Origin of the sequence: Rhizobium altiplani (assembly GCF_001542405.1) — a bacterium.
GTDB classification, from domain to species: domain Bacteria; phylum Pseudomonadota; class Alphaproteobacteria; order Rhizobiales; family Rhizobiaceae; genus Rhizobium; species Rhizobium altiplani.
In genome coordinates this window covers 41,212-65,649 of the sequence record NZ_LNCD01000031.1, presented here as the reverse complement: position 1 = coordinate 65,649, position 24,438 = coordinate 41,212, and the positions used below count along the sequence as shown (strand labels likewise).

The 24,438-nt window shown below is 60.3% G+C and carries 27 protein-coding genes and 1 pseudogene; 7 read left to right on the top strand and 21 right to left on the bottom strand.

What is annotated here, in order from left to right:
* Position 1: 1 nt before the first annotated feature.
* From AS026_RS05375 to AS026_RS05360, 4 genes are read right to left on the bottom strand one after another with little or no spacing between them, the layout of a single operon-like run.
* The gene (locus AS026_RS05375; RefSeq protein WP_062368853.1) at positions 2-793 is read right to left on the bottom strand and encodes a sulfite exporter TauE/SafE family protein; all 792 of its coding nucleotides are present in this window, start codon (positions 791-793) and stop codon (positions 2-4) included.
* 37 nt (positions 794-830) lie between these two features.
* Positions 831-1,271 (bottom strand): YeeE/YedE family protein, encoded by a 441-nt coding sequence (locus AS026_RS05370; RefSeq protein WP_062368852.1) that lies wholly within the window; start codon positions 1,269-1,271, stop codon positions 831-833.
* Positions 1,271-1,699, bottom strand: a complete 429-nt coding sequence (locus AS026_RS05365) for a YeeE/YedE family protein (protein ID WP_062368851.1) — start codon at positions 1,697-1,699, stop codon at positions 1,271-1,273. The genes AS026_RS05370 and AS026_RS05365 overlap by 1 nt, the downstream gene beginning before the upstream one ends.
* 6 nt (positions 1,700-1,705) lie before the next feature.
* Positions 1,706-2,644, bottom strand: a complete 939-nt coding sequence (locus tag AS026_RS05360; RefSeq protein WP_062368850.1) for an MBL fold metallo-hydrolase — start codon at positions 2,642-2,644, stop codon at positions 1,706-1,708.
* Between the two features lie 107 nt (positions 2,645-2,751).
* On the opposite strand from AS026_RS05360, the gene AS026_RS05355 reads away from it, so the two are divergent.
* From AS026_RS05355 to AS026_RS05340, 4 genes are all read left to right on the top strand, one after another.
* Positions 2,752-3,399, top strand: coding sequence for a peroxiredoxin (locus AS026_RS05355; protein WP_062368849.1), 648 nt, complete (start codon positions 2,752-2,754; stop codon positions 3,397-3,399).
* Positions 3,396-3,821: an ArsR/SmtB family transcription factor gene (locus tag AS026_RS05350; RefSeq protein WP_062368848.1), complete on the top strand. Its 426-nt coding sequence runs from the start codon at positions 3,396-3,398 to the stop codon at positions 3,819-3,821. Before AS026_RS05355 ends, AS026_RS05350 begins: the two co-directional genes overlap by 4 nt.
* A gap of 479 nt (positions 3,822-4,300) precedes the next feature.
* The gene (locus AS026_RS05345; protein WP_082728444.1) at positions 4,301-5,224 is read left to right on the top strand and encodes a phosphatase PAP2 family protein; all 924 of its coding nucleotides are present in this window, start codon (positions 4,301-4,303) and stop codon (positions 5,222-5,224) included.
* Between the two features lie 159 nt (positions 5,225-5,383).
* Positions 5,384-6,079 (top strand): VIT1/CCC1 transporter family protein, encoded by a 696-nt coding sequence (locus AS026_RS05340; RefSeq protein ID WP_062368847.1) that lies wholly within the window; start codon positions 5,384-5,386, stop codon positions 6,077-6,079.
* Positions 6,080-6,222: 143 nt separating this feature from the next.
* On the opposite strand, the pseudogene AS026_RS05335 reads toward AS026_RS05340, so the two are convergent.
* The 5 genes and pseudogenes from AS026_RS05335 to AS026_RS05315 all read right to left on the bottom strand — a co-directional run bounded on the left by AS026_RS05335 (position 6,223) and on the right by AS026_RS05315 (position 10,818).
* Positions 6,223-6,606, bottom strand: a pseudogene (locus AS026_RS05335) (DUF302 domain-containing protein).
* A 252-nt stretch (positions 6,607-6,858) separates the two neighbouring features.
* Positions 6,859-7,779, bottom strand: a complete 921-nt coding sequence (locus AS026_RS05330; protein WP_062368845.1) for an FAD:protein FMN transferase — start codon at positions 7,777-7,779, stop codon at positions 6,859-6,861.
* Position 7,780: 1 nt separating this feature from the next.
* On the bottom strand, positions 7,781-9,979 hold the full coding sequence (locus tag AS026_RS05325; RefSeq protein ID WP_062368844.1) for a PepSY domain-containing protein: 2,199 nt from the start codon (positions 9,977-9,979) through the stop codon (positions 7,781-7,783).
* Positions 9,980-9,997: 18 nt separating this feature from the next.
* Complete coding sequence (locus AS026_RS05320) at positions 9,998-10,468, bottom strand: DUF2271 domain-containing protein (RefSeq protein WP_062368912.1); 471 nt, start codon at positions 10,466-10,468, stop codon at positions 9,998-10,000.
* A 35-nt stretch (positions 10,469-10,503) separates the two neighbouring features.
* Positions 10,504-10,818, bottom strand: a complete 315-nt coding sequence (locus tag AS026_RS05315) for a hypothetical protein (protein WP_062368843.1) — start codon at positions 10,816-10,818, stop codon at positions 10,504-10,506.
* A 156-nt stretch (positions 10,819-10,974) separates the two neighbouring features.
* Between AS026_RS05315 and AS026_RS05310 the strand changes: the two genes are divergently transcribed.
* A complete protein-coding gene (locus tag AS026_RS05310) occupies positions 10,975-11,634 on the top strand; it encodes a response regulator transcription factor (protein ID WP_025662078.1) in 660 nt (219 codons plus the stop codon).
* Positions 11,631-12,995 (top strand): ATP-binding protein, encoded by a 1,365-nt coding sequence (locus AS026_RS05305; protein ID WP_062368842.1) that lies wholly within the window; start codon positions 11,631-11,633, stop codon positions 12,993-12,995. Before AS026_RS05310 ends, AS026_RS05305 begins: the two co-directional genes overlap by 4 nt.
* 336 nt (positions 12,996-13,331) lie before the next feature.
* Here the strand turns inward: AS026_RS05305 and AS026_RS43950 are convergent, their stop codons facing one another.
* From AS026_RS43950 to AS026_RS05255, 12 genes are all read right to left on the bottom strand, one after another.
* Complete coding sequence (locus tag AS026_RS43950; protein ID WP_280950852.1) at positions 13,332-13,583, bottom strand: divalent metal cation transporter; 252 nt, start codon at positions 13,581-13,583, stop codon at positions 13,332-13,334.
* Entirely contained in the window at positions 13,472-13,990 is a 519-nt protein-coding gene (locus tag AS026_RS42630; RefSeq protein ID WP_280950851.1) for a divalent metal cation transporter, read from the bottom strand. The genes AS026_RS43950 and AS026_RS42630 overlap by 112 nt, the downstream gene beginning before the upstream one ends.
* A 514-nt stretch (positions 13,991-14,504) precedes the next feature.
* On the bottom strand, positions 14,505-15,467 hold the full coding sequence (locus AS026_RS05295) for a DUF4365 domain-containing protein (protein ID WP_062368841.1): 963 nt from the start codon (positions 15,465-15,467) through the stop codon (positions 14,505-14,507).
* A gap of 13 nt (positions 15,468-15,480) precedes the next feature.
* The gene (locus tag AS026_RS05290) at positions 15,481-16,014 is read right to left on the bottom strand and encodes an NADH-quinone oxidoreductase subunit B family protein (protein WP_062368840.1); all 534 of its coding nucleotides are present in this window, start codon (positions 16,012-16,014) and stop codon (positions 15,481-15,483) included.
* 12 nt (positions 16,015-16,026) lie between these two features.
* Positions 16,027-17,538 carry a hydrogenase large subunit gene (locus tag AS026_RS05285; protein ID WP_062368839.1) on the bottom strand — a complete coding sequence of 504 codons (1,512 nt, stop codon included), beginning with the start codon at positions 17,536-17,538 and terminating at the stop codon, positions 16,027-16,029.
* A 15-nt stretch (positions 17,539-17,553) separates the two neighbouring features.
* A complete protein-coding gene (locus AS026_RS05280; protein WP_062368838.1) occupies positions 17,554-19,017 on the bottom strand; it encodes a hydrogenase 4 subunit F in 1,464 nt (487 codons plus the stop codon).
* A complete protein-coding gene (locus tag AS026_RS05275) occupies positions 19,014-19,679 on the bottom strand; it encodes a hydrogenase-4 component E (protein WP_028747029.1) in 666 nt (221 codons plus the stop codon). The genes AS026_RS05280 and AS026_RS05275 overlap by 4 nt, the downstream gene beginning before the upstream one ends.
* A complete protein-coding gene (locus AS026_RS05270) occupies positions 19,679-20,635 on the bottom strand; it encodes a respiratory chain complex I subunit 1 family protein (protein WP_062368837.1) in 957 nt (318 codons plus the stop codon). Before AS026_RS05270 ends, AS026_RS05275 begins: the two co-directional genes overlap by 1 nt.
* Entirely contained in the window at positions 20,626-22,641 is a 2,016-nt protein-coding gene (gene hyfB, locus AS026_RS05265) for a hydrogenase 4 subunit B (RefSeq protein WP_062368836.1), read from the bottom strand. The genes AS026_RS05270 and hyfB overlap by 10 nt, the downstream gene beginning before the upstream one ends.
* Positions 22,638-22,952 (bottom strand): helix-turn-helix domain-containing protein, encoded by a 315-nt coding sequence (locus tag AS026_RS05260; protein WP_062368911.1) that lies wholly within the window; start codon positions 22,950-22,952, stop codon positions 22,638-22,640. Before AS026_RS05260 ends, hyfB begins: the two co-directional genes overlap by 4 nt.
* Before the next feature lie 198 nt (positions 22,953-23,150).
* Entirely contained in the window at positions 23,151-23,279 is a 129-nt protein-coding gene (locus AS026_RS43945; RefSeq protein ID WP_280950850.1) for a hypothetical protein, read from the bottom strand.
* A 286-nt stretch (positions 23,280-23,565) separates the two neighbouring features.
* Positions 23,566-24,054 carry a DUF2267 domain-containing protein gene (locus AS026_RS05255; protein ID WP_062368835.1) on the bottom strand — a complete coding sequence of 163 codons (489 nt, stop codon included), beginning with the start codon at positions 24,052-24,054 and terminating at the stop codon, positions 23,566-23,568.
* A 223-nt stretch (positions 24,055-24,277) separates the two neighbouring features.
* Here AS026_RS05255 and AS026_RS43940 point away from each other — a divergent pair, with 223 nt between their 5' ends.
* On the top strand, positions 24,278-24,406 hold the full coding sequence (locus AS026_RS43940; RefSeq protein ID WP_280950849.1) for a hypothetical protein: 129 nt from the start codon (positions 24,278-24,280) through the stop codon (positions 24,404-24,406).
* Positions 24,407-24,438: the final 32 nt, after the last annotated feature.

Below are 24,438 nucleotides of genomic sequence, written 5' to 3'. Positions count from 1 at the left end.
ACTACGCACCCAATGTCTGCCCGGCGCTTCGATATAGCATGTAGCCAGCAACGACGAAGATTAGGGTCGCGAACAGGCTGTTCAAAAGCCCCTTACGCGCCGAAAGATGTCGGGCGAGACTGGCACCAACCAATCCTCCCACCACGCCGCCGGCGATGAAGACCCCCGCGAGCAACCAGTCGACATATCCGGACAGGGCGTAGTTGAGCGCCGTCGTCAATCCGAATGCAGTGACGGCGACGAGTGACGATCCGATTGCGAAGAGGATCGGCATTCCGGTCGAGGCGATCAGACCTGGAACGATGAGAAAGCCGCCACCAATACCGAAGAAGCCGGAGAACACACCTGTCAGTCCGCCAAAACCGACCACCTTGTGCGCGTTTCCTCGTGAGCATTGCGCTGCTGGATCGCCTTCTGCTCCGCGCTTGCGGAGCATCAGGAAACCGACCACAAGCATGAGAAGTGCGAAAAAGACAAGCAGCCTCTGTCCGTCGATCATCTTGCCGACGGTCGACCCGATGAAGGCTCCGATAATGCCCGCGACACTGTAGACGCCAGCGCATCGCCATTTGACATTGCCGAGCCTCGCATGCCCGAGGAGATTGGCGAATGCATTGGCGGCAACTGCAAAGGCGCTCGTCCCGATTGCGAGGTGAGCGCTTGGAACGCCGACGAAGTAGACCATGAGGGGAACAGCAAGGATCGAGCCGCCACCGCCGAACATCCCAAGGGTGAAGCCTACAAGTCCGCCGGAAACAGTCCCAAGAATATATTGCATTGCATCGAGGTACATGGCGATGGTTTTGGGCCGCCGCGCGGCCTCCTCATACTCAATTAAAGCGCAGCGGCGCGCTTCGCCCTGATTGGGCGATGCGGTAGGCGAACATGCCCGCAATCATGGCCATAGCGAACAGAACGGTCTCCCAGCGCCCGGTGGCGAGTGATGCGATCGCTGGGCCGGGGCAGAAACCGACCAGGCCCCATCCTAGACCGAAGAGAACCGCGCCGAAGACGAGCCTGGCGTCTATAGAGCGGCTGGTCGGAACGTGAAATTTTGTATCGAAGGCCGGGCGTGATCGATATTGCTTGATCGCATAGGCTACGGACGAGGGGATCAACGCGCCGCCCATGACAAAGGCGAGAGACGGGTCCCAGTCTCCGGCGACGTCGAGGAAGCCAAGCACGCGAGCCGGGTTGACCATGTCCGATACGACAAGGCCAATGCCGAAGAGAATGCCGCAGAGGATCGCAGCAAGGATACGGCTGGTCATCACAGCCCTCCAATCAGATGGCGCATCATGTAGACAGTCGCTGCCGCAACGGCCATGAAAGTCGCCGTGGCAACGAGCGAACGCGGCGACAATCTCGCAAGACCGCACACGCCGTGACCGCTGGTACAGCCCGATCCCAGTCGTGTGCCGAATCCTACGAGCAGGCCCCCGATAATAAGAAGGATTGGCGACGATACGATCGTCAACTCGGCATGCCGAATATAGGTGAACGCAATTCCGGCGCCGCCGACGATCCCGCCAACGAACCCGATGCCCAGCGGACTGACGCCCTCACCCGTCCAGCCGAAGGCAGAGGCAGTCAAGCCGGATATGCCTGCGATGCGGCCGTCGAGTAGCAGGTATAATGCTGCTGACAGGCCGATCAGAAGGCCGCCGGAAAGCGGCCAGATGTAGTTCAAGTGAGACATGTGTGCCTACAGTGCGTTGACTGGAATCTTCAGATAGTGAATGCCGTTGTCCTCGGCCGGGGGCAGTTTGCCCCCACGCATGTTCACCTGCACCGAGGGGAGGATCAGTTTCGGCATCGCCAGAGTGGCATCGCGATCGTTGCGCATCTTGACGAAGTCGTCTTCGGTCACTCCCTCATGCACGTGGATGTTGCCTGTACGTTCGGCGCCGATGGTCGTCTCCCAGGCGTAGTCGTCGCGATTCGATGCCTTGTAATCATGGCACATGAACATGCGGGCCTCGTCGGGAAGTTGGGTGAGACGCCTGATGGACCGGTAAAGCGTGCGGGCGTCACCACCCGGAAAGTCACAGCGTGCCGTGCCGTAATCGGGCATGAACAGGGTGTCACCGGGAAAAACGGCATCGCCGATGACGTAAGCCAGGCAGGCGGGCGTGTGACCGGGAACGTGAAGAACAGTCGCATTCAGATCGCCGATCTTAAAGCGGTCGCCGTCGTGGAAGAGCTGGTCGAACTGGCTGCCGTCTCTTTGAAACTCGGTGCCGGCGTTGAAGATCTTGCCGAAGACTTCCTGGACGCGAACGATCTCGCGGCCGATGGCGAGCTGGCCGCCGAGTTCAGCTTGCAGGAGCGGCGCCGCCGACAGGTGGTCGGCATGCGCATGCGTCTCGAGAAGCCATTGAACTTCGAGACTTTCGGATTTCACGTAATCGATAAGAGCACGAGCGGACACGTTTGTCGTTCGCCCGGATGCTGGGTCGTAGTCAAGCACACTGTCGATGATAGCGCAGGCGTTTGAGTTCGGATCGCGGAGGACATGGCTGACGGTGAAGGTCGAAGGATCGAAGAATGATCGCACGTCAGGCCGCTTCGAATGATTTTGAAGAGCTTCCCGGACGATCCCGGACGCATGTGAAAGAGGGGTGTCTATAGCCGAGCTGGGCATTGCCTTCTCCATTTGGTAAAGCTAAAATACATATTTACATTAAACATGCAAGCATGTACTTTGATGTCCAACGGCTTTGCGGTACTGTCCGATAGACAGGGGTAGGAATGGACACGACGACTGAAAATATGGAGGCCGCGCCAGGGGCTTTGCGGATCAATGACAGGGCGCCGGGCTTTGTTGCGCGCTCCACAGGCGGCGAAGTGTCGCTCTCGAGCTATCGGGGGCGATGGCTCTTGCTTTTCTCTCACCCGGCCGACTTCACCTCAGTGTGCACCAGCGAGCTAATCGCATTCGCTCGTGCCCATGAGAGCTTTTCCAAACTAAACTGCGACCTTCTCGGCCTGTCCATCGACAGCCTCTATTCTCACGTCGCTTGGCTGCGCGACATAGAACATAGCTTTGGAGTGAAGGTTAAATTTCCGTTGATCGAAGATTCGGCGATGGTGATCGCCAGAGCCTATGGCATGTTGGATAGTTCTTCCGAAAATAGCGGGGCCGTGCGTGCCACCTACGTGGTCGATCCGAAGGGGATCATCCGGGCCATCGTCTGGTATCCGATGAATGTCGGGAGATCGGTAGGCGAGCTCCTCCGTCTTGTCGAGGCATTGCAGACCTCGGAAAGGGAAGGGGCTCTGACGCCCGAGGGCTGGAAGCATGGGGAAGCACTGCTTGAGCCTGCTGCGGCTTCAATGGAGGAAGGCAACGACCTTCGCAAAGGCGAGTCCTGGTACTACCGGGAGCGACGCGGATGAGCGGCGCCGTTCTGGAAGAAATGCAGGAGAAGGCCGTTGAGGCTGCTGAGTTCATGCGACTGTTCAGCACACCAAGCCGGCTGATGCTTCTTTGCTGCATTGCGCAAAGAGAGCGTTCTGTCGGCGAAATCCAGGAAGAACTCGGTTTTAAGCAGCCGGCGCTTTCGCAGCAACTCGCGGAACTTCGCCAGGCGGGCCTGGTCGAGACCCGTCGCCACTCGCGCCAAGTCTACTACTCGATCTCCGATGGGCGCGTCGCGGCCGTCATGAGTATGCTCACGCAGATGTTCTGTGAGGTTGAACCGACAAGTGACGAGCAGATCGCGCCGGTTAGTCCCGCCAAACGACAATCCCGTGCGGGGGCCGGGGCTGCTATTCCGGGAGAAATGGCGCACTGGGCGCGACTGGAAAAGATGGACTGACTTTGGAGGATGCCCGATGGAGATGCTCGGTTTCGAAGCGTCGCTCGACCATGCTCGGTCCGGCGCGAGCAACCAGAGGCGCGCAGTTGACCAACAGGACCGCCAAGGCATTCTGCGCCTGATCCAAGGGACTCGTTCTTCTGCGGTGATCCAAAAGCGATGATGGGCATGGGGTATCCGGCCGAAATGCAAATCAAACAGAGGCGAAAATCCAGCTCATACTTGGGCGGCAGCGCCCCAAGCGTCTCCCGTGTCCGCTTGGGTGCCGCTCTAGGCGGTGGTTTCAAGGAGGATATGCAAAACCAATTGCAGTCACCACGATCCACTGTTGATTTGATCGCGAAGACGTTCCTGCGAAGAAAGAGAGCAACAGGCTGGTTTCCGAGAACAAAATTGCCGTTCTTAACCGGTTTCAGGTAGCTGTCAGGCTATGGTGGCGTTGGATAAAGGGGCAACCATCGGCTTCGAGCGCTAAGACAATGATATCCCAGGCACGCCACCAGTCGTACTGCGCAACACCATCGGTAACGATGTTCTTCGCCTTGATCGTGGCTTGGTTTACCTTGCTTGCGACATTCTACACTCATCCTACTATCGATATCAGCGTGTCCTCGGCGTTCTTCAGAGGGCCACTTTGCGCTGGGGCTCTTTCTGGGGTCGGATGCGGATATTTCCCGCTTCGTCGAATGGAAGTGTTCAAGGGTATTCGTTGGATGCTCTACGTCCTTCCATACGTCGCCGCAGTGCTCATCGTTGTGATGGCATTGATCGGCGTCTTTTCGAGACAGCTGCGAGAACATCTACCGATGACGCGCCTTTTGGTGGCGTTGATCAGTCTTGGTGTCGGACCTGGCCTATTGGTGAATTCGTTCCTGAAGACTTTTTCCGGTAGACCGAGGCCCTTCCAAACGAATCTCTTTGGCGGAAATCTGGATTTTACTGCCGCCGGAACGTTCGTCGGCGAGTGCACCCGAAACTGCTCATTCGTGTCCGGAGAAGCGTCGGGAGCGGGGTGGCTGTTATGCCTTCTTTTCTTGGTTCCGGCTAATGCTCGCGTGTGGATTGCACCGCCGTTAATTATTGCTTCCACAACCATGGCGGCCTTGCGTGTCGCGGTTGGATCTCATTACGCTTCCGACGCGCTCCTCGGGTGGCTTCTGGCGGTAATCGTATTCATGGGGATGCTTATTTTGGAAAGTAAGATCCTTGCCGGTTGGGATAGAAGTTCAAAAAAAAGGCGAGCGAGCGTTCTTTGCGGGGCCGGTGGCGTCGAACCTCCGTTGACGGGTCGCAAACAGCCCGCTCTGAAGGATCCTGCAAGCCCCAAGAAGTTGGTGGACTATTTCGAACCCGTTCTCTTAAAGCGGGCGGGGACATCACTTCGAGAGAATACGCAGAAGTGAGTTCGATACACGAAGTCTCCGGCTGACTTTGCAAGATTCCAGTGAGTGCGGTGCCCTATATGCCCGCTCTGGGCACCCGTCGCAGCTGTGATCGCGAATACCGTGCTTGGGTTAATCTCACACCATTACGTCAAATCGGCTTTGTCCTGGAGACACTCCATGAGCAGACTGCATTCCGAGCATCACCTGATCTCCCGCATCGGCTGGCTCCGGGCAGCCGTCCTCGGCGCAAACGACGGAATCGTCTCGACGGCGAGCTTGATCATGGGCGTCGCCACCGCGTCCGCGGCACCGTCACAGATCTTGGTGGCGGGCGTCGCCGGTCTGGTCGCGGGCGCGATGTCCATGGCGGCCGGCGAATATGTGTCGGTAAGTTCGCAGGCGGACACCGAGATAGCCGATCTTGCGCGGGAGCGGATGGAGTTGGAAATGCACCCCGAAGCGGAACTCGAGGAACTGATGCAAATCTATGTCAGACGCGGTCTTACCAAAGATCTGGCCAGGCAAGTCGCGAACCAACTGACCGCTGGTGATGCTCTCCACGCGCATTCGCGCGACGAACTCGGTATCGTTGATCACATGGCGGCCCGCCCCGTTGAGGCAGCTCTTACGTCGGCCGCCACGTTCGCGGTGGGGGCCGCATTGCCCTTGCTCACGGTCGTCCTTTCTCCCGCCTCGATACTGATCTACACCGTTGCAACCGCGTCTTTGGCTTTCCTCGCGCTGTTGGGCGCAATCGGCGCGAAAGCGGGCGGCGCGAACATCTGGAGGGCCACGACCCGCGTCATGTTCTGGGGCGCTTTCGCCATGGCGTTGACGGCTGGAATCGGTGCGCTTGTTGGCACCGCGATCTGAGAGGTGGCCTCAACACACTGTACCTATTGCACGCCTAGCTTGTCGGACCGGGTGAGTTTTTTAGGATACTGCGGTTCTCGTCGCGCAATGAACGAGAGGCCGATCCAAGTTCTCTTCTCGGCGCGGGCTGTTTGGATCCACAATCAGAACGGCTTGGGAAGCCGGCCCTCGCAATATATCCGATGCCAAACCTCCACCGCCGCGTCGGCGAGCATCGAGCGGGCCTTGCCCGCCAGAAGGCTCAGCATTTCATTGTCGCTCGGCCGCATCGACGCGACCGGATGGCGCTCACTACGACCGCCGCCACTGACGTTACGCACGATGACATTGCCCGGCAGCATGGCTCCGACCCTCGGTTTCAGTTTCATCGCCTCAAACGCCATGTGCGGACGGAAGGCACCGAGGATGAGATAGTCGTCGATGTCGACATCGATCTTCTTCATGGTTGCCTCACATCGATCTCCGTCAGAACACCGAAAACCGTCGTTGGAAAGAGCGGATTTCGGCCTGAGGGCGGCATCATCCACTCGGCGTGTAGGTGATAAGGTATCTCATTTGGCAGTGGGAAGTCTCAACATAGACTTTCCGCATCTCCTCTTTGAGTTGTTATTCTCCTCAGCTTGGAATTGTCTTTTAGGACACGATGAATGCTGCCGGCCGCAATGCCGAAGCGATGCTGAGGATTGAGCCGCCAGACCCGAGGGCAAGGATTCCTTCAGTGCTATTGGCTCATTTCACGGCTCATATGTTGATCTTCTGAGATGGATGTTTAGCGCTGATCAGCGTGAAAACAGGCCGCATCCGATTCCTTTCGACTGGCCGTGCTCGAGGAAGAGAACAGGCAGACCAAGCGTTTCGGCGAGCGCAAGACCACGTGCTTCGCCGAGAACCATCATCGCCGTCGCCCAGGCGTCGGCGCTCATACAATCGCAGGCGATCACGGTAGCGGACGCGGGAGGATGTCTGAGCGGCATGCCGAGGTGCGGGTCCATGGTGTGCGACAGACGGCGGCCGCCGACATCGATCCAGTGTCGGTAGTCGCCTGACGTCGCAACAGCGACATCTTCTAGCACGAGCACGGAATGCGGGGCACGCGTTTCCAGGTTTGGCATTTCGACGGCGACGGTCCAGCCGCGGCCGTCGGGCTGAGTGCCGAGCGCTCGCAGTTCGCCGTCGATGGCGAAGAGGCCGGCTTCGATACCGAGCTGGCGCGCAGCCCCGGTCAGTTGATCGACACCAAAACCCTTGGCGATGCCATTGAGATCGAAGCACATCTCTGAGTGCTTGCGGGCGCGTCCGGCGGCCTTGTCTAGCTCCAGAACATCATGGGCCGGGCTGCGTCTGGCGAGACGGGCAGTCTTGATCCGGTCCTCGCTTGCGTCCGCCGCGCCGAAACCCCAGGCGGAGACGGCGTCACCCAGGCCGATATCGAAGGCGCCGCCCGAAGCTTGACCGATTTTAAGACCCGTTCCCAGCACAGTAAGCAGGCTTTCAGGCACAAACACCCATTCACCGGGCTTTGCGGCGTTCAAGCGGTTGAGGTCGCTTTCAGGCCGCCAGGTGGACATTTGTTCGTCGACTTCCGTCACGGCGTCGGCCATCGCCTTGCGGGCGCGGTGGACATCGAAATCCAATGGCATGTGAAAGAGTGCTGACCAGCGCGTGCCCATAGTCGGACCGTTCATCGTGTAGCGCGTCATGTCAGTACACGTCCTCGGTATAGCGACCATTGGCTTTCAGGAGCGCGAGGCTGAAACCCTGTGGCGCGAGAATGTCGGCGAGCACGGTCGCAACAGCCGCCGCCATATCCCGACTCCCGCAGATGAGAACCTGACCGCCCGCAGCGATAAGCTTGCCGATTCGCTCGGCATCCTTGCAAAGGATATCCTGCACATAGGCCGGGTTCGCGGTTCGCGAGAAGGCGGTCGAGACCGAGGTCAGCCGGCCGTCCTTGTTCCAGTTGGAAAGTTCCTCTGCGTAGAGCGCATCGCTGGCGGGATGGCGGATTCCGAAATAGAGATGCATGGGACGGCATCCCCGGTTTCCGCGGGCAAAGCCGGCCAGCGGACCGATCCCCGCGCCGGCGCCGATGAGGATGACGGGCTTGCGTCCGCGCGCCGGACGGAACGCCGGGTTTGGACGCACGAAGGCCGCAATAGTCTCGCCCGGTTCCAGCGCGGTGAGTTGGTTGGAGCAAAGCCCTCCCACTTGCTTGCGGACACAGATTTCGAGAAAGCCATCTTTCATACCGGAAGCAAGCGAGTAGAATCGCGGCAGATCCGAGCCTTGCGGCACGATGCCGATCAGATCTCCGGCCTCAAACCGCGAGAAGCCCTTGCCCGTCAGACGCTGCCAAAGCGATATCTTCGGAAGGGCAAAGCGCAGGATGGCGGTTGTCGCCTGTACGCTTGCTCCATAATCGCGGCGAGATATGACCGGCAATCTCCAGGTCTTCGGTGCGGTCGGTTGGTGGTTCAGCTCGAAAACGAGGCCAAGCGTTTCGGCCAGGCGCCGCCCCCAGCGGGCGAAATCCTGTGGCGATTGTCGATCTACCGTGTCGAAGGGGCTAAGGACGGCCCAGCCCTTGTCCTCAGCGATCCTCGCGATCTCGGTGGCGAAACCGCAGAAGGCCGGGAAGCTGCGATCGCCGAAACCGAGCACGGCGAGCGGCAGGCCGGGCATTGCCGGCACACGCTCGAAGCGTTCGACGAATTCCTTGGAGGCTGCAGGCGCCGTGCCATCGCCATAGGTGGCGGCGAACAGAATGACACGCCGCGCCTTCGGCCAGTGGGCCGGCTCGAAATTGGACATCGGGCCGACATGAACGCGAAGACCCTGTGCGGAAAGAGCAGTCTGCAGCGTATTGGCGAAGCCCCAGGTCGTTCCGTTCTCACTGCCGACTAGCAGGATCGTATCGGCCTCGTCGGCGGCAACCGAGGCTGCCTTGGGGTTGCGGCGCCCCCTCAGCCAAACGATCATGCCAGTCCAGCCCAGGACGGGTACCGCAAGCGCAGAGAACCCGAGGACGAGCCCAAGCCACGCCACGCCGCGCCCTGTGTGCAGCATGGTGATGAGGCGCGTGACCTTGTCGACCCAGCCGGCGTCAGACCAAGCCAGCAGCGCACCGTTGCCCTGGTCGATATAAGCTTCTCCTCCTGTTATCTTGAGTGTGAAAACGTCCGTTGAGTCGCCCGTGGCAGGGAAGCTAAGCGAGAGCAGGTCATCGACCATAGTCTCTTGAAGCAGGGCGACAGAGGTAAGGGCCACGCCGGTCTTGCCGCTGACGTTGGCCGGGAAGGCCGGCGCATTCGCGCCTTCCGGCAATAGCCCGAAAACAGCAGCCGTCATCCAGAACGCGGTGAGCGCGGAGAGGAAGAGGCCGGGCAGGGCAAGGCGTGAGACGACGGCGTGTAAGCGTCCATCGCCGTAGCCGCGAACGGATGTCAGGACGGACCGCCAGCCGCCGGCGCGCCGCGCCATCAGGAACAGCCCGGAGATTGCAAGGGCAAGCACAACCGCTGCACTGCCAGCAGTTATGAAGCGTCCGGGATCGTCCAAGAAAAGCGAACGATGAAGATTGACCAACCAACGCTCCAGCTCCGAGGTGCCGGCGCTGCCGACCGGCTTTCCAGTGGCAGGGTCGATGACAGCGGAGGCGGGTTGGTCGCCTTCGTAGTAATAGGCGGTGATCCGCCCAGACGGCGCGCGCCTGATCTGTTCGACCGTAGGTTCTGACGCCTGGACTCGCGTGGCGAGTTCCGCGACGCTGATGCGCTGCGCCGCAGGTGTGGTGAGCGCCTCTGCGGCTGGGAAGATCGAGAGTGCGGCGCCGCTCAGCGCGACGACGGTGAGAAGGACGGTAGCGATCAGTCCGAAGCAGCGGTGGAGCGAGCGACTCATAACAGGCGTCCCTTCTCCTCAACGCACGTAGGTGAAGGCGGCGATGTAGCGCGTACCTTTCACGTTCTGGCCCGAGCCGCCTGACGTCAGCGGCACCACGATCTCATTCGGACTGTCGCGCATGTCCTCCACGGCGGAATCGATGTGAAGCTGATAGCCGGCATCGAACAGCGTATCGGCAAGGTCGACCGTGACCTTAAGCGAACGACCCGCCCCAACGCTGGCGCCCGTAATGCCGTTGATCTCGCCGATGTCACCGCCGGTGGCACGGTACCAGCCGCTGAGATGCTCGTAGTATCTAGTCTTGCCGCCCGCCATCCAGAGACTGCCGACATACTTGCCTTGCGCATCGGTGACATAATAGGCAACGTAGGCGCCATCGCCGCCGTAGCTGCGCATGTTGGTGGTGAAGGTCACCTCGCGGGCCATGGCGAGGCCGGGAACGGTAAGGGCCGTAGTGACAGCAAGCAGGGCAATGAAGGACTTCATTCTCATCGATCGTCTCCTTGGTCGGACTTGGCGGTTCAGTTCGTCTGGGCGCGCGGCTTGGAGCCAGGCGTGAACAGGCCGTTGCTAGGCGGGGTGGCGTTCTGCTGCTGCAAGACGCCGCCTCGACCGCAAGAATTTTCATCCTCGTCTTCGCAGTCGTCGGCGGCGTAGCGGCCATTGTCGTCGTGACGGAGGCGATGCGCCTGGTGATCATCGTCCTCGTTCTCTTGATACCCGGCTAGTATGGCCCCAGCGGTCTTCGCTGCCGGGAACGGCATCGCGAGACTGCCGAGGGGGGCGAGAAAGCCTATGCCGGCGCACGCGGCCAGAAGAAGTTTGCGGTATGTCATAAGTGATCTCCAGTTGGGCATCTGACGGGGATTTCGGGCTGATCAATTGCGTCCTAAGCTGACCGCCACCTGACAATTGGCGCGACAGCGCTTCAGGTTCCCGTAAGCTGGCGGGTGGACTAAGGGGCCAAAGAGAGGCAGAGAGGAAAGGTTGCGATGCGGGTTCTGCTGATCGAGGACGATACGGCGCTTGGTGCGGCCATTCGCGACCAGATCGCCGCCGATGGGCATTCCGTCGATTGGGTCAACCGGCTCGACCAGGCAGGCGATGCAATCGTTGCGGCTGCCTATGATCTGGTGCTGCTCGATCTGATGCTGCCCGATGGGCTCGGCGTTCCCTTCCTGAAGGGATTGCGCGGGCGGGGCGACGTGACGCCGGTTATGATCCTGACAGCGCTCGATCAGGTCTCTGACCGTATTGCCGGACTGAACGCCGGCGCTGATGATTACATGGTGAAGCCCTTCGACCTTGCAGAACTATCGGCCCGCATCGGATCGGTGGCGCGCCGTTATGCCGGCAACCCAAATCCGAACATCACGCTCGGTCCGCTCGCCGTTGATCTCGCTGCCAGAAGCGTCGCGTTGAATGGCAAGCCCGTTGCTCTTACGGCGCGAGAATGGGTCTTGTTTGAGGCCTTTCTGCAACGTCCCGCCCAGCTCCTCTCGAAGGCACAGCTCGAGGAGCGGCTCTATTCGTTCGATACGGAAATCGACAGCAACGCGATCGAGGTCCATGTCAGCCGGTTGCGCAAGAAACTCGGCGCTCATGTGATCGAGACCGAGCGCGGCCTCGGTTATCGGCTGGGGCAACCGTGAAGGCCGGCGCTTCGCTTCAGACGCGCCTGGCACTTGCCATCGGGCTTTCGGTAACGCTTCTGTGGTTGGCGGCGGCGGCGGTCACGGCGCACCGCCTTGGCGGGGAAATGCAAGAGGTGTTCGACGACGGGCTAAAGGCCACGGCGCTGCGCGTTTTGCCAATTGCTCGGCACGACCTGCATGAAGGCGACGGACGTGGCGATCCTGTCGAACATGATGGTAACGAGGAAGGCGACGATGGCGAGAGGCGCATCGGCCGCGAGGCGCGATATGGCGAGGACGTAACTTTTGTCGTGCGCGACCGCAACGGGAAGGTTCTTCTCGCCTCCGCAGGTGCGGATGCCTCCATCTTTCCGCCGTTTGTCAAGCCGGGTTTTCTGCGCACCGAAACGCACCAACTCTATTACGATGCTAGCGTCGATGGCGGCCTGACGATTGCCGTTGCCGAACCGCTCGATCGTCGCACGGAGCTTTCCCGCAAGATGCTGCTGGGGCTTCTCCTGCCGTTGATCGTGATGATCCCATTCAGTCTTCTCGCAATCGTTCTGGCGGTGCGCCGTTCCTTGCGCCCTGTACGCTTGCTTCGACAAGAGCTTGCCCGGCGCGGTGCGCAGGACCTGTCGCCCCTACCAGATGGCGGTCTGCCAAGCGAGCTTCGCCCGATCTCGGCAGGCGTCAATCAATTGCTGGACCGTCTGACGGCGGCGTTCAATGCCGAGCGCGCCTTTGCAGCGAACGCGGCGCACGAGCTGCGCACGCCGGTTGCAGGCGCGATCGCGCAGGCTCAGCGCATTCGGACTGAAACCGGCGAGGAATTAACGGGCCAGCGGGCAACGGAGATAGAGACCACGCTGAAGCGACTGATGCGCACGTCGGAAAAGTTGATGCAACTCGCCCGCGCCGAAGGAGGACGGCTGCAAACAGACGAGCCCTCCGATCTGAGACCCGTCCTGGAGATGATCGTCGAGGGTTTCACGCGGACTGGAGAGGGACGGATCCTCCTGACCCTTCCGGAAGAACCGGTTCTTTCCAGGTTAGACCCCGACGCCGTTGGCATTCTGTTTCGAAACCTGATTGAAAATGCGCTGAAACACGGGGCTCAGAATGGTTTAGTCGAGGTCGCGTTGCAGACAGACGGCTTACTTTGCGTCGCCAATGACGGCGCGGTCCTGTCCGCCGATGCCACGGAGAGGCTGGGGAAGCGGTTCGCGCGCGGTAGGGGAAAGGTCGGCGGTAGCGGCTTGGGATTTTCCATCGTAAAGGCAATTGCCGACCGCACAGGCATGAGTTTGAAAGTCGTTTCCCCGAGGCCGCTCAAGCATGAAGGCGTACAGATTGAGGTAACGCTGCCTCTCGCCTGACTTTTGCGGGAACCGACAAAAAGAGACGAACAAAGGAGCTGCCGATCCCTGATCGAGTTTTGACCTCCGGGATTGAGCGCCTGAACTAACGGCGCTAAGCGCTCTGTCGAGGTGTGGCCAAGAGATCGCCGAAGATTATTTCTCCTTACGACTGCAGACGTGCGACGGCATCTGCGACGTGGACGATTTTTCCCGAGTATGATGTCCGTTAACACGTTTCCATGATCGCATTCTAGCTCAGGCTGAACATCGTGATGCCCACGGCCGCCATGCAGGTGGTGGCGAACCATCCCTTACGCGCAGTCCAATTGAGGCGACGAACCGCCCCATTTCGTCCTATCGGGAAACCACGATCATCATTGCGGCCATCAGCGGCACGGAGATCACGCCGTTAAGGACAGCGCTCCAGAACAGCGCCCGTATGGGGTCGAGGTTCGAGTAGTCCACCGCGAGGCCTATGAGGGTGGCGAGGCCGATCACAGTATAGAAACCAACTGCTTCCCGCGGCTTGTGCTCAAGCCCGATTGCCCAGCCGCGGGACTCGCATACGGCATAGGCCGCTGAGCCCGCCAGGACTGGCACAGCCAGCAGACCGGTACCGATAATGCCAAGGCTGAACAGAGCGAACGCCAGATCGCCGGCAATCTCGGCCGTAGCGCCTCGGCGGCGTCGGCAGAGGTCTCAATCTCGATCTGGCCATGCAAGGTGACGGCGGTCGTCAAGATGATGAAGAAGGCGACAAGGTTGGCGAAAGCCATGCCGATATATGTGTCCCGGCGGATGCGACTGAGCTGGACGAGCGCTTGCTCAGGATGGTCGATGAGCGGATCGGTTGTCGGGTCGGCCTCGTCGTCCTCCACCTCCTCTGACGCCTGCCAGAAGAGGAGATAGGGGCTGATAGTGGTGCCGAAGACCGCCACAACCATGGTCACTGTTTCTCCTGTCAGGTCGAGTTGCGGCGTGACCGTCTGTAGGGCAACCTCGCGCCAGTTGATCTCGACGGTAAGGACGACGCGGAACAGTACCTTCGCAAACGGATGCGAACCTGTCGGCCTATATTCTAAGCCTGGGGAACAATCCGAGCATCATCGGGTCATCGCGCCTCGCTGAATGGCGCTAACCGGCGGACCAAGGCCGTTGACAGCCCAGGCTGGCTGGAAGGAAGGGCACACTGAATCGGGTGAACATTTTGTTGCGCATGCTCGACCGACGCCTACGTCTTGGAAGGCTGCCACTCGGAATTGTCTCTGTCGGTGCGGCCGGCTGGGTCCTTGCCATCACCTGCAGCTTGCTGCCATTCTTCATAATACAGACCTGGCGTGGTCTGAGCCGTCGAGCGTGACACTAACGGGTGAGCGCTATCTCTTTGCTGCGAGGGCGGTTCGTGGCTTGCCGCATGTACGGCAAATAAGCGCAATTCTGGAGGACTATGATACTCGCAGCGGGGTCCGCTCGCCGACGACGCTGCCGACCATAGGCCGGGGAATCCTAGGGCTGAACTCCCGTTGACTAATCTTCGGGCTCCGGTGCATTTGGCTCCTCCTCATCGGGATAACCTGCCTCAAGAAACTCTTCGGCATCGAGATAGGCGTAGGCTTCGAGCCTGAGATCGACCTCCAGGATGTGCACTGCACACCCCCCGGAAGCTTCCCTTATCGGTTCGGCATATGAATAGCTTGCCCAGGGGAAGAGCTTGATCATAACCTCATGGAGACTGCGGGCGCGCAGATGATAGTCGATCTGCTCATCCGGTTCTTCCTCCGGGCCTTCGCCGAAAAAGATGCGCAGATTGCTGAAGATCGCAGTTGCATCGCTCCACTCGTCCCATACGAAAAAAGTTATCTCGTCCCGAACTTCTTCCATCAATTGCCGATCAAGCGCAAAGGCTAAGCGCATCAAGGACTCTGGATCGGAAGGCACGGCTTCCTCGAAACAAAGCCTGGCAGATGCATTCAGCGTGTTATCTGCCGGAACGGTGATCGGCCATTTGCCGTCGGCTTGCGCGCATCGCTCCGTCTCCATAAGTTGCCACAGCAGCAGCCCGGATTCAGGGTCGGCTAGGATCACGCAGACCGTCAATGCGTGCCTCCTCCAGTAGTCCAAGTGGCCCTTCTCTCCGTGATGGCGGTAGCCGCCGTTGTCCGTTCGGGACGGCATCAACCTGATCTGCAGCGGCAGAAATCTTCCCGTGGGCCAACCGCCATCGAGGATTTCGGCTCGTGCATCGATGCCGATGCTCGTATCCCGCAAACGGCGGAAGGACCATTTGAAGTCCCGGGCGAATACTTTCTCGATCGCCTCGATTGCGGCGCGCGTTACCAAATCCGTCTGGTCGTGCGCTCTTTTCCCATGGCGCAGCCGCCGTGGTGGTATTGGTGGCAGGATCCAATGTCGAACGGCCGAAAAGAACCTCAAGGCTGCTTGGAGCCAGGTTTCAATCGCGATCAGCCCTGCGCCGAGAAGTCGAAGCATTGCAAGATTGCCGTTACGAAACGCTGCCTCCCTTGTTCACCTGTTCAAGCAGCGCGAGCAAACCTTTGAGGATGTCCGTCGGAGAGGGCGGGCAGCCCGGAATATGGAGGTCCACCGGCACAACTGTCGAAGCTCCGCCGAGGACCGCATAGCTGCCGGCAAAGCAGCCGCCGTCGCGGGCGCAGCCGCCGAGCGCGACCACCCATTTGGGATCGGGCGTGGCAGTATAGGTCCGGAGCAGTGCCTCGCCCATGTTCCTGGTCACCGGTCCCGTCACCATCAGGACGTCGGCATGCCGGGGGGAGGCAACGAAACGGATACCGAAACGCTCGACATCATAGAAGGCATTGCTGAGCGCGTGCATTTCGAGTTCGCAGCCGTTGCAGGATCCGGCATCGACGGCCCGGATCGACAGGCTGTGACCGAGCCGCCTGCGGGCAACCTTGTCGATCGAGGTCGCGAGCTCCTCCATCGCGGCGTCGGAGACGCCTGGAGGCGGTTCGGTTAGCGGCGGTCGGATGAGACTTCCAAAAAGGAGCTTGCGCATGGTGGCCCGCCTTCAAAGATCATGCCCGGAATAGGAGCAGTTGAACGACTTGTTGCAGAGGGGGAAATCGGCGACGATATTCCCCTCGATCGCAGCCTCCAGGAGCGGCCACAGGAACCACGAGGGATCGCGCAGATGGCAGCGTTCTATCCTGTTTCCGGAAAGCCGAAGCCAGACCAGCACGTCGCCCCGAAAACCTTCAACGACCGCCATGCCTTCCCGCGCCTCTGCATTTTCCGGGACCTCTATCCGCACTGGCCCTGCCGGGATCCGGTCCAACATCTGCTCGACCAGGGACAGACTGTTCTCCACCTCCCGGATGCGGATCCAGATGCGCGCATTCACGTCTCCCTCGCTTAACACTGGCACGTCGAAAGCAAGCTCGTCATAGGGCGGATAGGGCAAGATGCGCCGCGCGTCGAAATCGCGGCCGGACGCGCGCCCGACATAACCGCCTGCGCCGTATTGACGGGCAAGCTCCGCAACGACGTGCCCAGTTCCGACCGTCCGGTCCTGCAGCGACGCGGTATTGTCGTAGAGCTCCACCAAAGTCGGAAACCTGCGGCGGATTTCCGCCACCAGGCCGCGAAGGGCGGAAATGCCGTTGTCTTCGAGATCGACGGCAACGCCGCCGGGGATGATGCGATCACGCATCAATCGGTGTCCAAAGGTAAGGTTCGCGGCTCGCAGCACCCGTTCACGCAACACACCGCAATGGGCCAACATCAGCGAGAAGGCCGCGTCGTTGCAGATGGCGCCGATATCGCCGAGATGGTTGGCGAGCCGTTCGAGTTCGGCCATGAGCGCCCGCAGCCAGACCGCACGTGAGGGGATTTCCATCCCAAGCGCCGCTTCTACGGCTCGTGAGAACGCGTAGGCATAGGCGACCGTGCTGTCTCCGGATGTCCGGCCGGCAAGCTGAGCCGCCTTGTCGAGTTCAACACCCGCGATCAGCGTCTCGATTCCCTTGTGCACATAGCCCAGTCGCTCTTCGAGGCGCACGACAGTCTCCCCATTGGCCGTGAACCGGAAATGTCCCGGTTCGATGATGCCGGCGTGAACGGGGCCAACCGGAATCTGATGCAGGCTTTCTCCCTTCGCCTGCAGAAACGCGTAGGGCACGGCCTCGGAACTTCGAGACACCGCCTGCCCAAGCGGGAAGCGAATATCCCAGCGCCCGTGGTCGAGCCAGGGCCGGGTATCCGGCAGGTCCTGCGGTTCGAGGCCGGTGAGATCGCGGATCGTCCGCTCCAATCGCAGCGCCGGGGGATGATATCCTGCAATGGAGGGATAAGTACCCACCAGCTCATTGAGGCTCACGACGCCGACCGAGGCATCGGACGCATCGAGCAACGCCATATGGACGGCGTCCCGCTCGCCCCAGAGGCCAAGCAGGATCAGATGCCCGTCCCGAAGCGCCTCGGCCACGGAAATCCAGGCAGGCACATCAACCATCACATGCGGCCAGGGTTGGTGTGCCAGGGCGGAATGGCTTGCCTTCATGACATTGCTCAGCATCGGCATACCCAATCTCCTCAATCATCGCAGAAGGTTGGCTATATGCTGGAACCAGGCGACCAGCGGTGGCGGCAGGTAGATGCCGGCGCCGAGCACCAGCGCTAGATGCGCATACATCGGAACGTAGGATGTTTCGCCCGGAGCGAAACTGCCCCGCGGCTGGCCGAAGGCCACGCCGCTCAGCCGCAGAAGCAGGGCCCCGAATGCCACCAGGAGCCCGAACACGAGCGGGATTGCGAGCAACGGATGCGTGGCAAAGGTGGAGCTGACGATCAGGAACTCGCTCATGAAGATCCCCATTGGCGGCAGCCCGGTAATGGCGACGACGCCGGCGAGCAATCCCCAGCCCAAACTCGGATGCGTCTCCGTCAGGCCTCGGATGGCGGAAAGTCTTTGGGTTCCCTTGATCTGAGCAACATGGCCGACGGCGAAGAAGATCGCAGATTTGGTGAGCGAGTGCATGACCATGTGCAACAGCCCGGCAAAATTGGCGAGCGGCCCACCAAGTCCGAAGGCGAAGACGATAATACCCATGTGCTCGATCGAGGAATAGGCGAACAGGCGTTTGATGTCGCGGCGGCGGTAGAGCATGAAGGCCGCAAAGATCAGCGATGTGAGCCCCATCGTCATCATCAGCGGCCCGGCGGCGATCGCTTCGGGACTGACGGAAAGCAGAATCTTGAAGCGGAGGACGGCATAGAGCGCGACGTTCAGCAGGAGGCCGGAAAGCACCGCCGAGATCGGCGTCGGCCCCTCGGCATGCGCATCCGGCAGCCAGGCATGCAGCGGTGCAAGGCCGACCTTGGTGCCATAGCCGAGCAACAGAAAAACGAAGGCAACGTTGAGAAGCGCCGGATCAAAGACGGCGGCATGCTCGACCAAGATGGTCCAGACCATGGCGTCATAGCCTTCGCCGACGACGGGTTGTGCGGCGAGATAGACGAGAATGGTGCCGAAGAGCGCGAAGGCGATACCGACACTTCCGAGGATGAAATACTTCCAGGCAGCTTCAAGTGCCTCGTGCGTGCGATAGATGCCTACCATCAGCACCGTCGTCAGCGTTGCGAGCTCGACCGCCACCCACATCAGCCCGATATTGTTCGAGACGAAGGCGAGGTTCATGCCGAACATCATGATCTGATACATCGCATGATAGAAACGCAGGTTCGCTGGCGTCAGCCGCCCCGTATCGAGTTCGTGCGCGATATAGCTCGCGCTGAATATGCTGGTGGTGAACCCGACGAAGGCATTGAGGACGATGAAGACGATGTTGAGATCGTCGACGAGTAGATATTGTCCCGGCTCGGGCCGTTCGGTGACGAACAGGGAAAGGGCGGCGAGCAGTGTCAGCAGGGTTGCAAGCACATTGAACCGCGCCGTGATCCTGTAGCCGGGCAAAAGAGCCAGAAGTGCCGCCGCCACGACCGGGATCAGCAGGACTGCCGCCACTGCATCGAAGGCGAGCAAAGGGGATGACGCGCTCACTTCCGCCTCCTCCCCCTGAAATCGTCGAGTGCCCTGACGTCGACCGTGTCGAACCGTTCCCGGATGCGGAATAGAAAGACACCGATGACGATGAAGGCGATCAGGATCGAGAAGGCCACGCTGATCTCGACAACGAGCGGCATGCCCTTGGCGCCGGTCGCGGCAAGCACCAGCCCATTCTCGAGCGACATGAAGCCGACGACCTGGCTGACCGCATTGCGGCGCGTGACCATGATCAGCAACCCGAGCAACAGAACAGAAAGAGCGAAGGCGAGATCTTCGCGGGCAAGCGGATCGGCCTGCGGCGTGACGCGCAGCATGACCACGATCGAAAGCGCGACGAGCCCGATCCCGGCCAGCATGGTGGGTCCGATCCCGACCACCGTCTCGATCTCGCGATGGATGCCGAGTTGGCGGATCATGCGGTGGAGCACCACCGGAATGACGATGGCCTTGAAGATGAGGGCGATGGCCGCGGTCACGTAGAGGTGCGGCGCATCTTGCACGAAAGCCTGCCAGGCGACCGACAGAGTCAGCACCAGCGAGTGCAGCGCGAACATGTTGAGCAGGGCGTAGAGACGATCCTGGTAGAGCATCATCATGCTCACGAGCACCAATCCGCCGGCGAGCATGTGAGCAATGTCGAAGACCGGACCATTCATTACAGGCTCCTCGAAACGAACCGCAGGAGGGTGGCAAGCAGGGCAAGCATGAGCGCAGCGCCCAGGAATTCCGGCACGCGGAAAACCCGCATCTTGGCAACCGAGGTTTCGAACAGGGCAAGAAGCGCGCCTGCGATCGCTAGCTTGGCGAGATAGGCGATGAACCCCGTCAGAAAGGCGGCCGGTCCCGCTTCGGCGGCCGAAAGTTTCCACGGCACGAATATGCATGCGATCATTGAAATGTAGAGGAGCAGCTTGAGCGATGCTGCCAATTCGATCATCGCGAGATGCCGCCCGGAGTACTCGAGCACCATGGCCTCATGCACCATGGTAAGTTCCAGATGGGTCGCCGGATTGTCGACCGGAATCCGGGCATTCTCTGCAATCGCCACCATGACAAGGGCGACAAGTGCGATCGCAAGGGAAACCCGCAAACCCACGGCGGGTGAGCTCATGAATGCAGCGATGGTCGAGAGCTGCGTCGAGCCGGCAACCAGGGCCAGTGCGAAGATGATGAGCAGCATCGAAGGTTCGGCAAGCGTCGCGATCATCGCCTCGCGGCTTGAACCGATGCCCCCGAAGCTGGTGCCGACATCCATGCCGGCGAGCGCCAGGAAGAACCGCGCGCTGCCGAGAAGGGCGATGATCGCGATCAGGTCGGCCGTCCAACTGAAGATCAGGCCGGTCGCGAATGTCGGGATAACCGCGGCTGCCACCCAGGTCGAGGCGAAGATAAGGTAAGGTGCCACCCTGAACAGCCAGGAGGCGTTCTCCGCAACTACGGCCTCCTTGCGAAATAGCCGCAGGAGATCGCGATAAGGCTGGATCAGCGAAGGGCCCTGCCGGCGCAACAGCCGCGCCTTGACCTTGCGGATGAGACCCGTCAGCAGCGGCGCGAGCAGCACGACAAGCGCCATTTGGCAAACCTGAACGAGAAGAGCGGAGATCATGACCATAGCGCCAGCACCAGAAGCAGGAGAACAAGCGCAAGGAAGACCAAGCTCAGATAGCGCCGGATCGAGAGGAATTGCAGGCGGTTGAGCTTCTCGGCGGCGAACCCGACGGCGCCCACGATCGGCAAATAGAGCCCTTCCCAGACCAGGTCGTGTTGCTCGACGGAGAAGGCGGCCGGCCTGAGATCGCCAGGGGCCGGCATGTCGACCAGTTCGCGGGCACGCATGGCAAGTGTGCCGAAGACGCGCCTGACGGGCTGGGCAAAACTGCCCGCCGTATATTGTGTCGAGGGGCTGCTTTCGGGAAAACCGCAGTCCCAGGCTGCAGAACGACGAAGCGCCCGCGAGGCGTAGCGATGGACGACAAAGATCGTCGCAGAGGCCGAGACGGTGATGAAGAGGAAGATCAGCAGACCGTTATAGGAACTGCGGCTTTCAGCGATCGGTACGATCGACAACCACGGGATGTCCATCTGCACCGGCATCCGATCGCCAACCAAGGAAGACACTACGGGCGACACACCGTCGATTACGCTTCCCGGCAGGATGCCGGCAAGCAGGCACAGGCTCGCGAGCACGCACATTGCGCCAAGCGAGAAACGATCCACTTCCGCGACCTCGCTCGCCGTAGAGGTCCGAGGACGGCCGAGAAACGTGATGCCGAAGGCCTTGATGAAGCAGGCAGCCGCTAGCGCAGCCGACAGGGCCAGCAGGCCGCCCACCGCTGGAACGGCGATCTTCAGCGCCCATTGCGGAAGATCGGGGCTTTGTAATATCGCCTGGAAGGCCAGCCATTCGGAGGCGAATCCATTGAACGGCGGCAAGGCGGAAATCGCAACGCAGCCGACAAGGAAGGCGAAGCTTGTGACGGGCATGCGATGGATTAGGCCGCCGAGCTTCTCCATGTCCCGCTCGCCGGTTGCCGTCAGCACGGCACCCGCGCCGAAGAACAGGAGGCTCTTGAAGAGCGAATGGTTGAAGACGTGGAACAGGGCCGCAGTCAGAGCCAGCGCCGCCGCCAGGCCCATGCCGTTTGCCTTGAACGCCAGTGCCAGCCCGAGGTTGACAAAAATGACGCCGATATTCTCGATCGTGCTGTAGGCGAGCAGGCGTTTGATCTCGCGTTCCATCAAGGCATGTAGGATGCCGAGCGCCGCCGTCACTGCGCCCAGCAGCAGTACGATGAGCCCCAACCACCACATCGGCGCCCCGAGGAGATCGAAGGTTATTCGGATGAAGCCGTATATCGCGATTTTCGTCATGACACCGCTCATCAGCGCCGAGACGTGGCTCGGTGCGGCGGGATGGGCCAGAGGCAGCCAGACATGCAAGGGCACGAGCCCCGCCTTTGAACCGGCGCCAAGCAGCAGGAGGATCAGGACAAGGCCTGCTGTGAGCGGTGCATGTTCAGCCGCGCGCATGGCGGCAAAACCGTAGGCGCCGCCGGGTCCGGCAAGCAGGCCGAAGGCAAGCAGCAGAGCCAGCGTCCCGAAGCTTGCCATTACGATATAGAGATAACCCGCCCTGCGATTGTCGGCATTGCGATGGTGCGCCATCACCAGTGCCCAGGAGGCGAGCGACATGAATTCCCACGAGATCAGGAAAGTGAACGCATCGTCGGCCAGCAGTACCAGATTCATGCCGGCGATGAAGGCAGGGAAAAACGGTAGTACTCGGTGAGGTGCGTGTTCATGCCTGCCGTAACCGAGACCGTAGAGGCTGGAAAGCAGGCTGCCGAGATTGGTCACGAGGAGAAAGAAGGACGAGAGCGCGTCGAGCCGGAAATGAGCGCCGAGCCACGGCAGGCCGATGGGAAGGACCAGGGTCGGGGCGTCGACGAAAGATGTCGCGAGATGTATCAGGCTGGTTGCGAAAGCAATGGCCGAGGGCAGGAGGCTCAGACCGTAGATTGCCGGGGTCGCCCGGTGCGACCGGCTCATCAAAACCGCGAGCCCCCCCGTCACCAGAAACATGGCAATGCATGACAGGATGACGGAGAGGGATGTCATGGAAGCGACCTCGCCTTACTCCCGGGGGCGAATGGCGTTCCTTTCCTGTCTTCGGGAGGTTTGGCTCCTGTTTTCAGCCGGACTCCTCGTCCGCCGTCCTTACTGGCAGCCCCCTCGTTGATGAGTTCGATCCCGGCACTCTCCAGAGCGGCTAGCAACCGCATCAGCGACTCCACGTTGCCGCGAACGACGCCGACGCTTGCTTCCATACGCTGGACCGTGGGAACCGAAATTCCCGCCCGCTCGGCCAATTGGCGCTGATCGATGCCGAGGAGGGCTCTTGCGGCCCGCATCTGAGCTGCAGTGATCACGATTGACCATCGCCTATCTTGCATGAACCCTGACATCTGCAGCATATAATATATTTAGTGATGTCTCAAATTAGAATCTTGATGTACCTGATGAAGGTCCTTATTCGCTGAGATTTCGAATTGGTGAGTCAGGAAATCTTCGTCCTTGACCAAAGAAGCAGCGGTGTCCGGGGGGCCGTGCAAAAGCTGGCGTAGCGATCACGCTCCTCTCTTATCTCGGTCGACCATTTCAGTCGCGAGGCCGACGGCGAGAACGGTTGCAAAGATCGCAAACACCGGCGCATAGCCCTTGGCGGCAGCTTCTGCGCGGGTTCTTGTCGCGGCCATGTTCACTTTCTCGGGTACTCGCGGAAGCGCGTTTAGGAACCTGTCGACGCGCTCGCGGATAGACGCTTTCCATCCGCGAAGCCGAGCCTGTTCACGTTTGAAACAGACACCGGCTGCCCAGGCTTGCGGCTTTCAAGACACCCTCGAACGTCGGGATCATCCAGCAAGCGCAATAGCTGCTCGACCTTTTGATCTGAGGCGGGGGAGGGCAACTGTGCGGCCGATGCAATGGACGAGAAATGAATAAGGCGCCCGGCTATTATCCATCTAATTTCAAGAATCCTCTTTAGTGATTGTGCGATGGACCTAACGCAGTTTCGGATAATAGCTCGTTCTCAGGAACAAGGTTGGCGGGGTCGCTATTTTCGACAGACGTAGCGCAAAGCTTCAGCGCAAGGTCGAGCTTGGTCGATTTCATGTGCCGGCGTCGGTCTTCGATCAATCTCAGGATCTTTGTAAACACATCTCTGTCTGACGCAACGGTATGTGGCAAGACCCTTAGCAGGGAGGCCGGTAGATCGCGAAGGTCATCGTACCCGTGGCTCTTCATCGGGTCCCATGCCTCGAAGTAGAGGCCCCGAAGTAGCAATGGCAGATCATTGCCAACCTTGGCATTGTCGTCCACCGAAAGCCTGTCACGCACCGCGTGCAGGATTATACGCAACACTTCGTATGCGACACTCTGCTCGCAGCCAAGCAGTTCCGAAAGCTCTCGGATCCAAACGGCTGCTTCCTGTGCGGCGTTGGGGAAGGTGAGAACGGGACTGTAACGCATTTGACCCTCCTGTTTCGAGGAATTCGTGTCCCCTTCGAAAAGAGACTAGCAGCAAGCGGTGAGGACGCATTGACGGGGATCAAATCAGGACAAAACCTGTATCGGTCCAGGCACCACTTTCGCCGTAAACAGCGATCTTGGCGGAGTACATTGAAGGAGATCAAGGACTGGTTGTCAGACACTGCGGTATCGTCACGACAGAATGTCCAGGGAGGCGCCGACGATGTCCGATTTGCCGAAGTACACGCTACATGTCGCGCTTGTTTTGTTCATGCGCGGCAGCTTGGTCGACGTCGGCCTAAAGCTCAATGTGAAGGATGCTTGGGCCGCACGCATGACAGGCGGTTCGTAATGTCCAGCGTGCTGTCGGGTTTTACTGTCGGG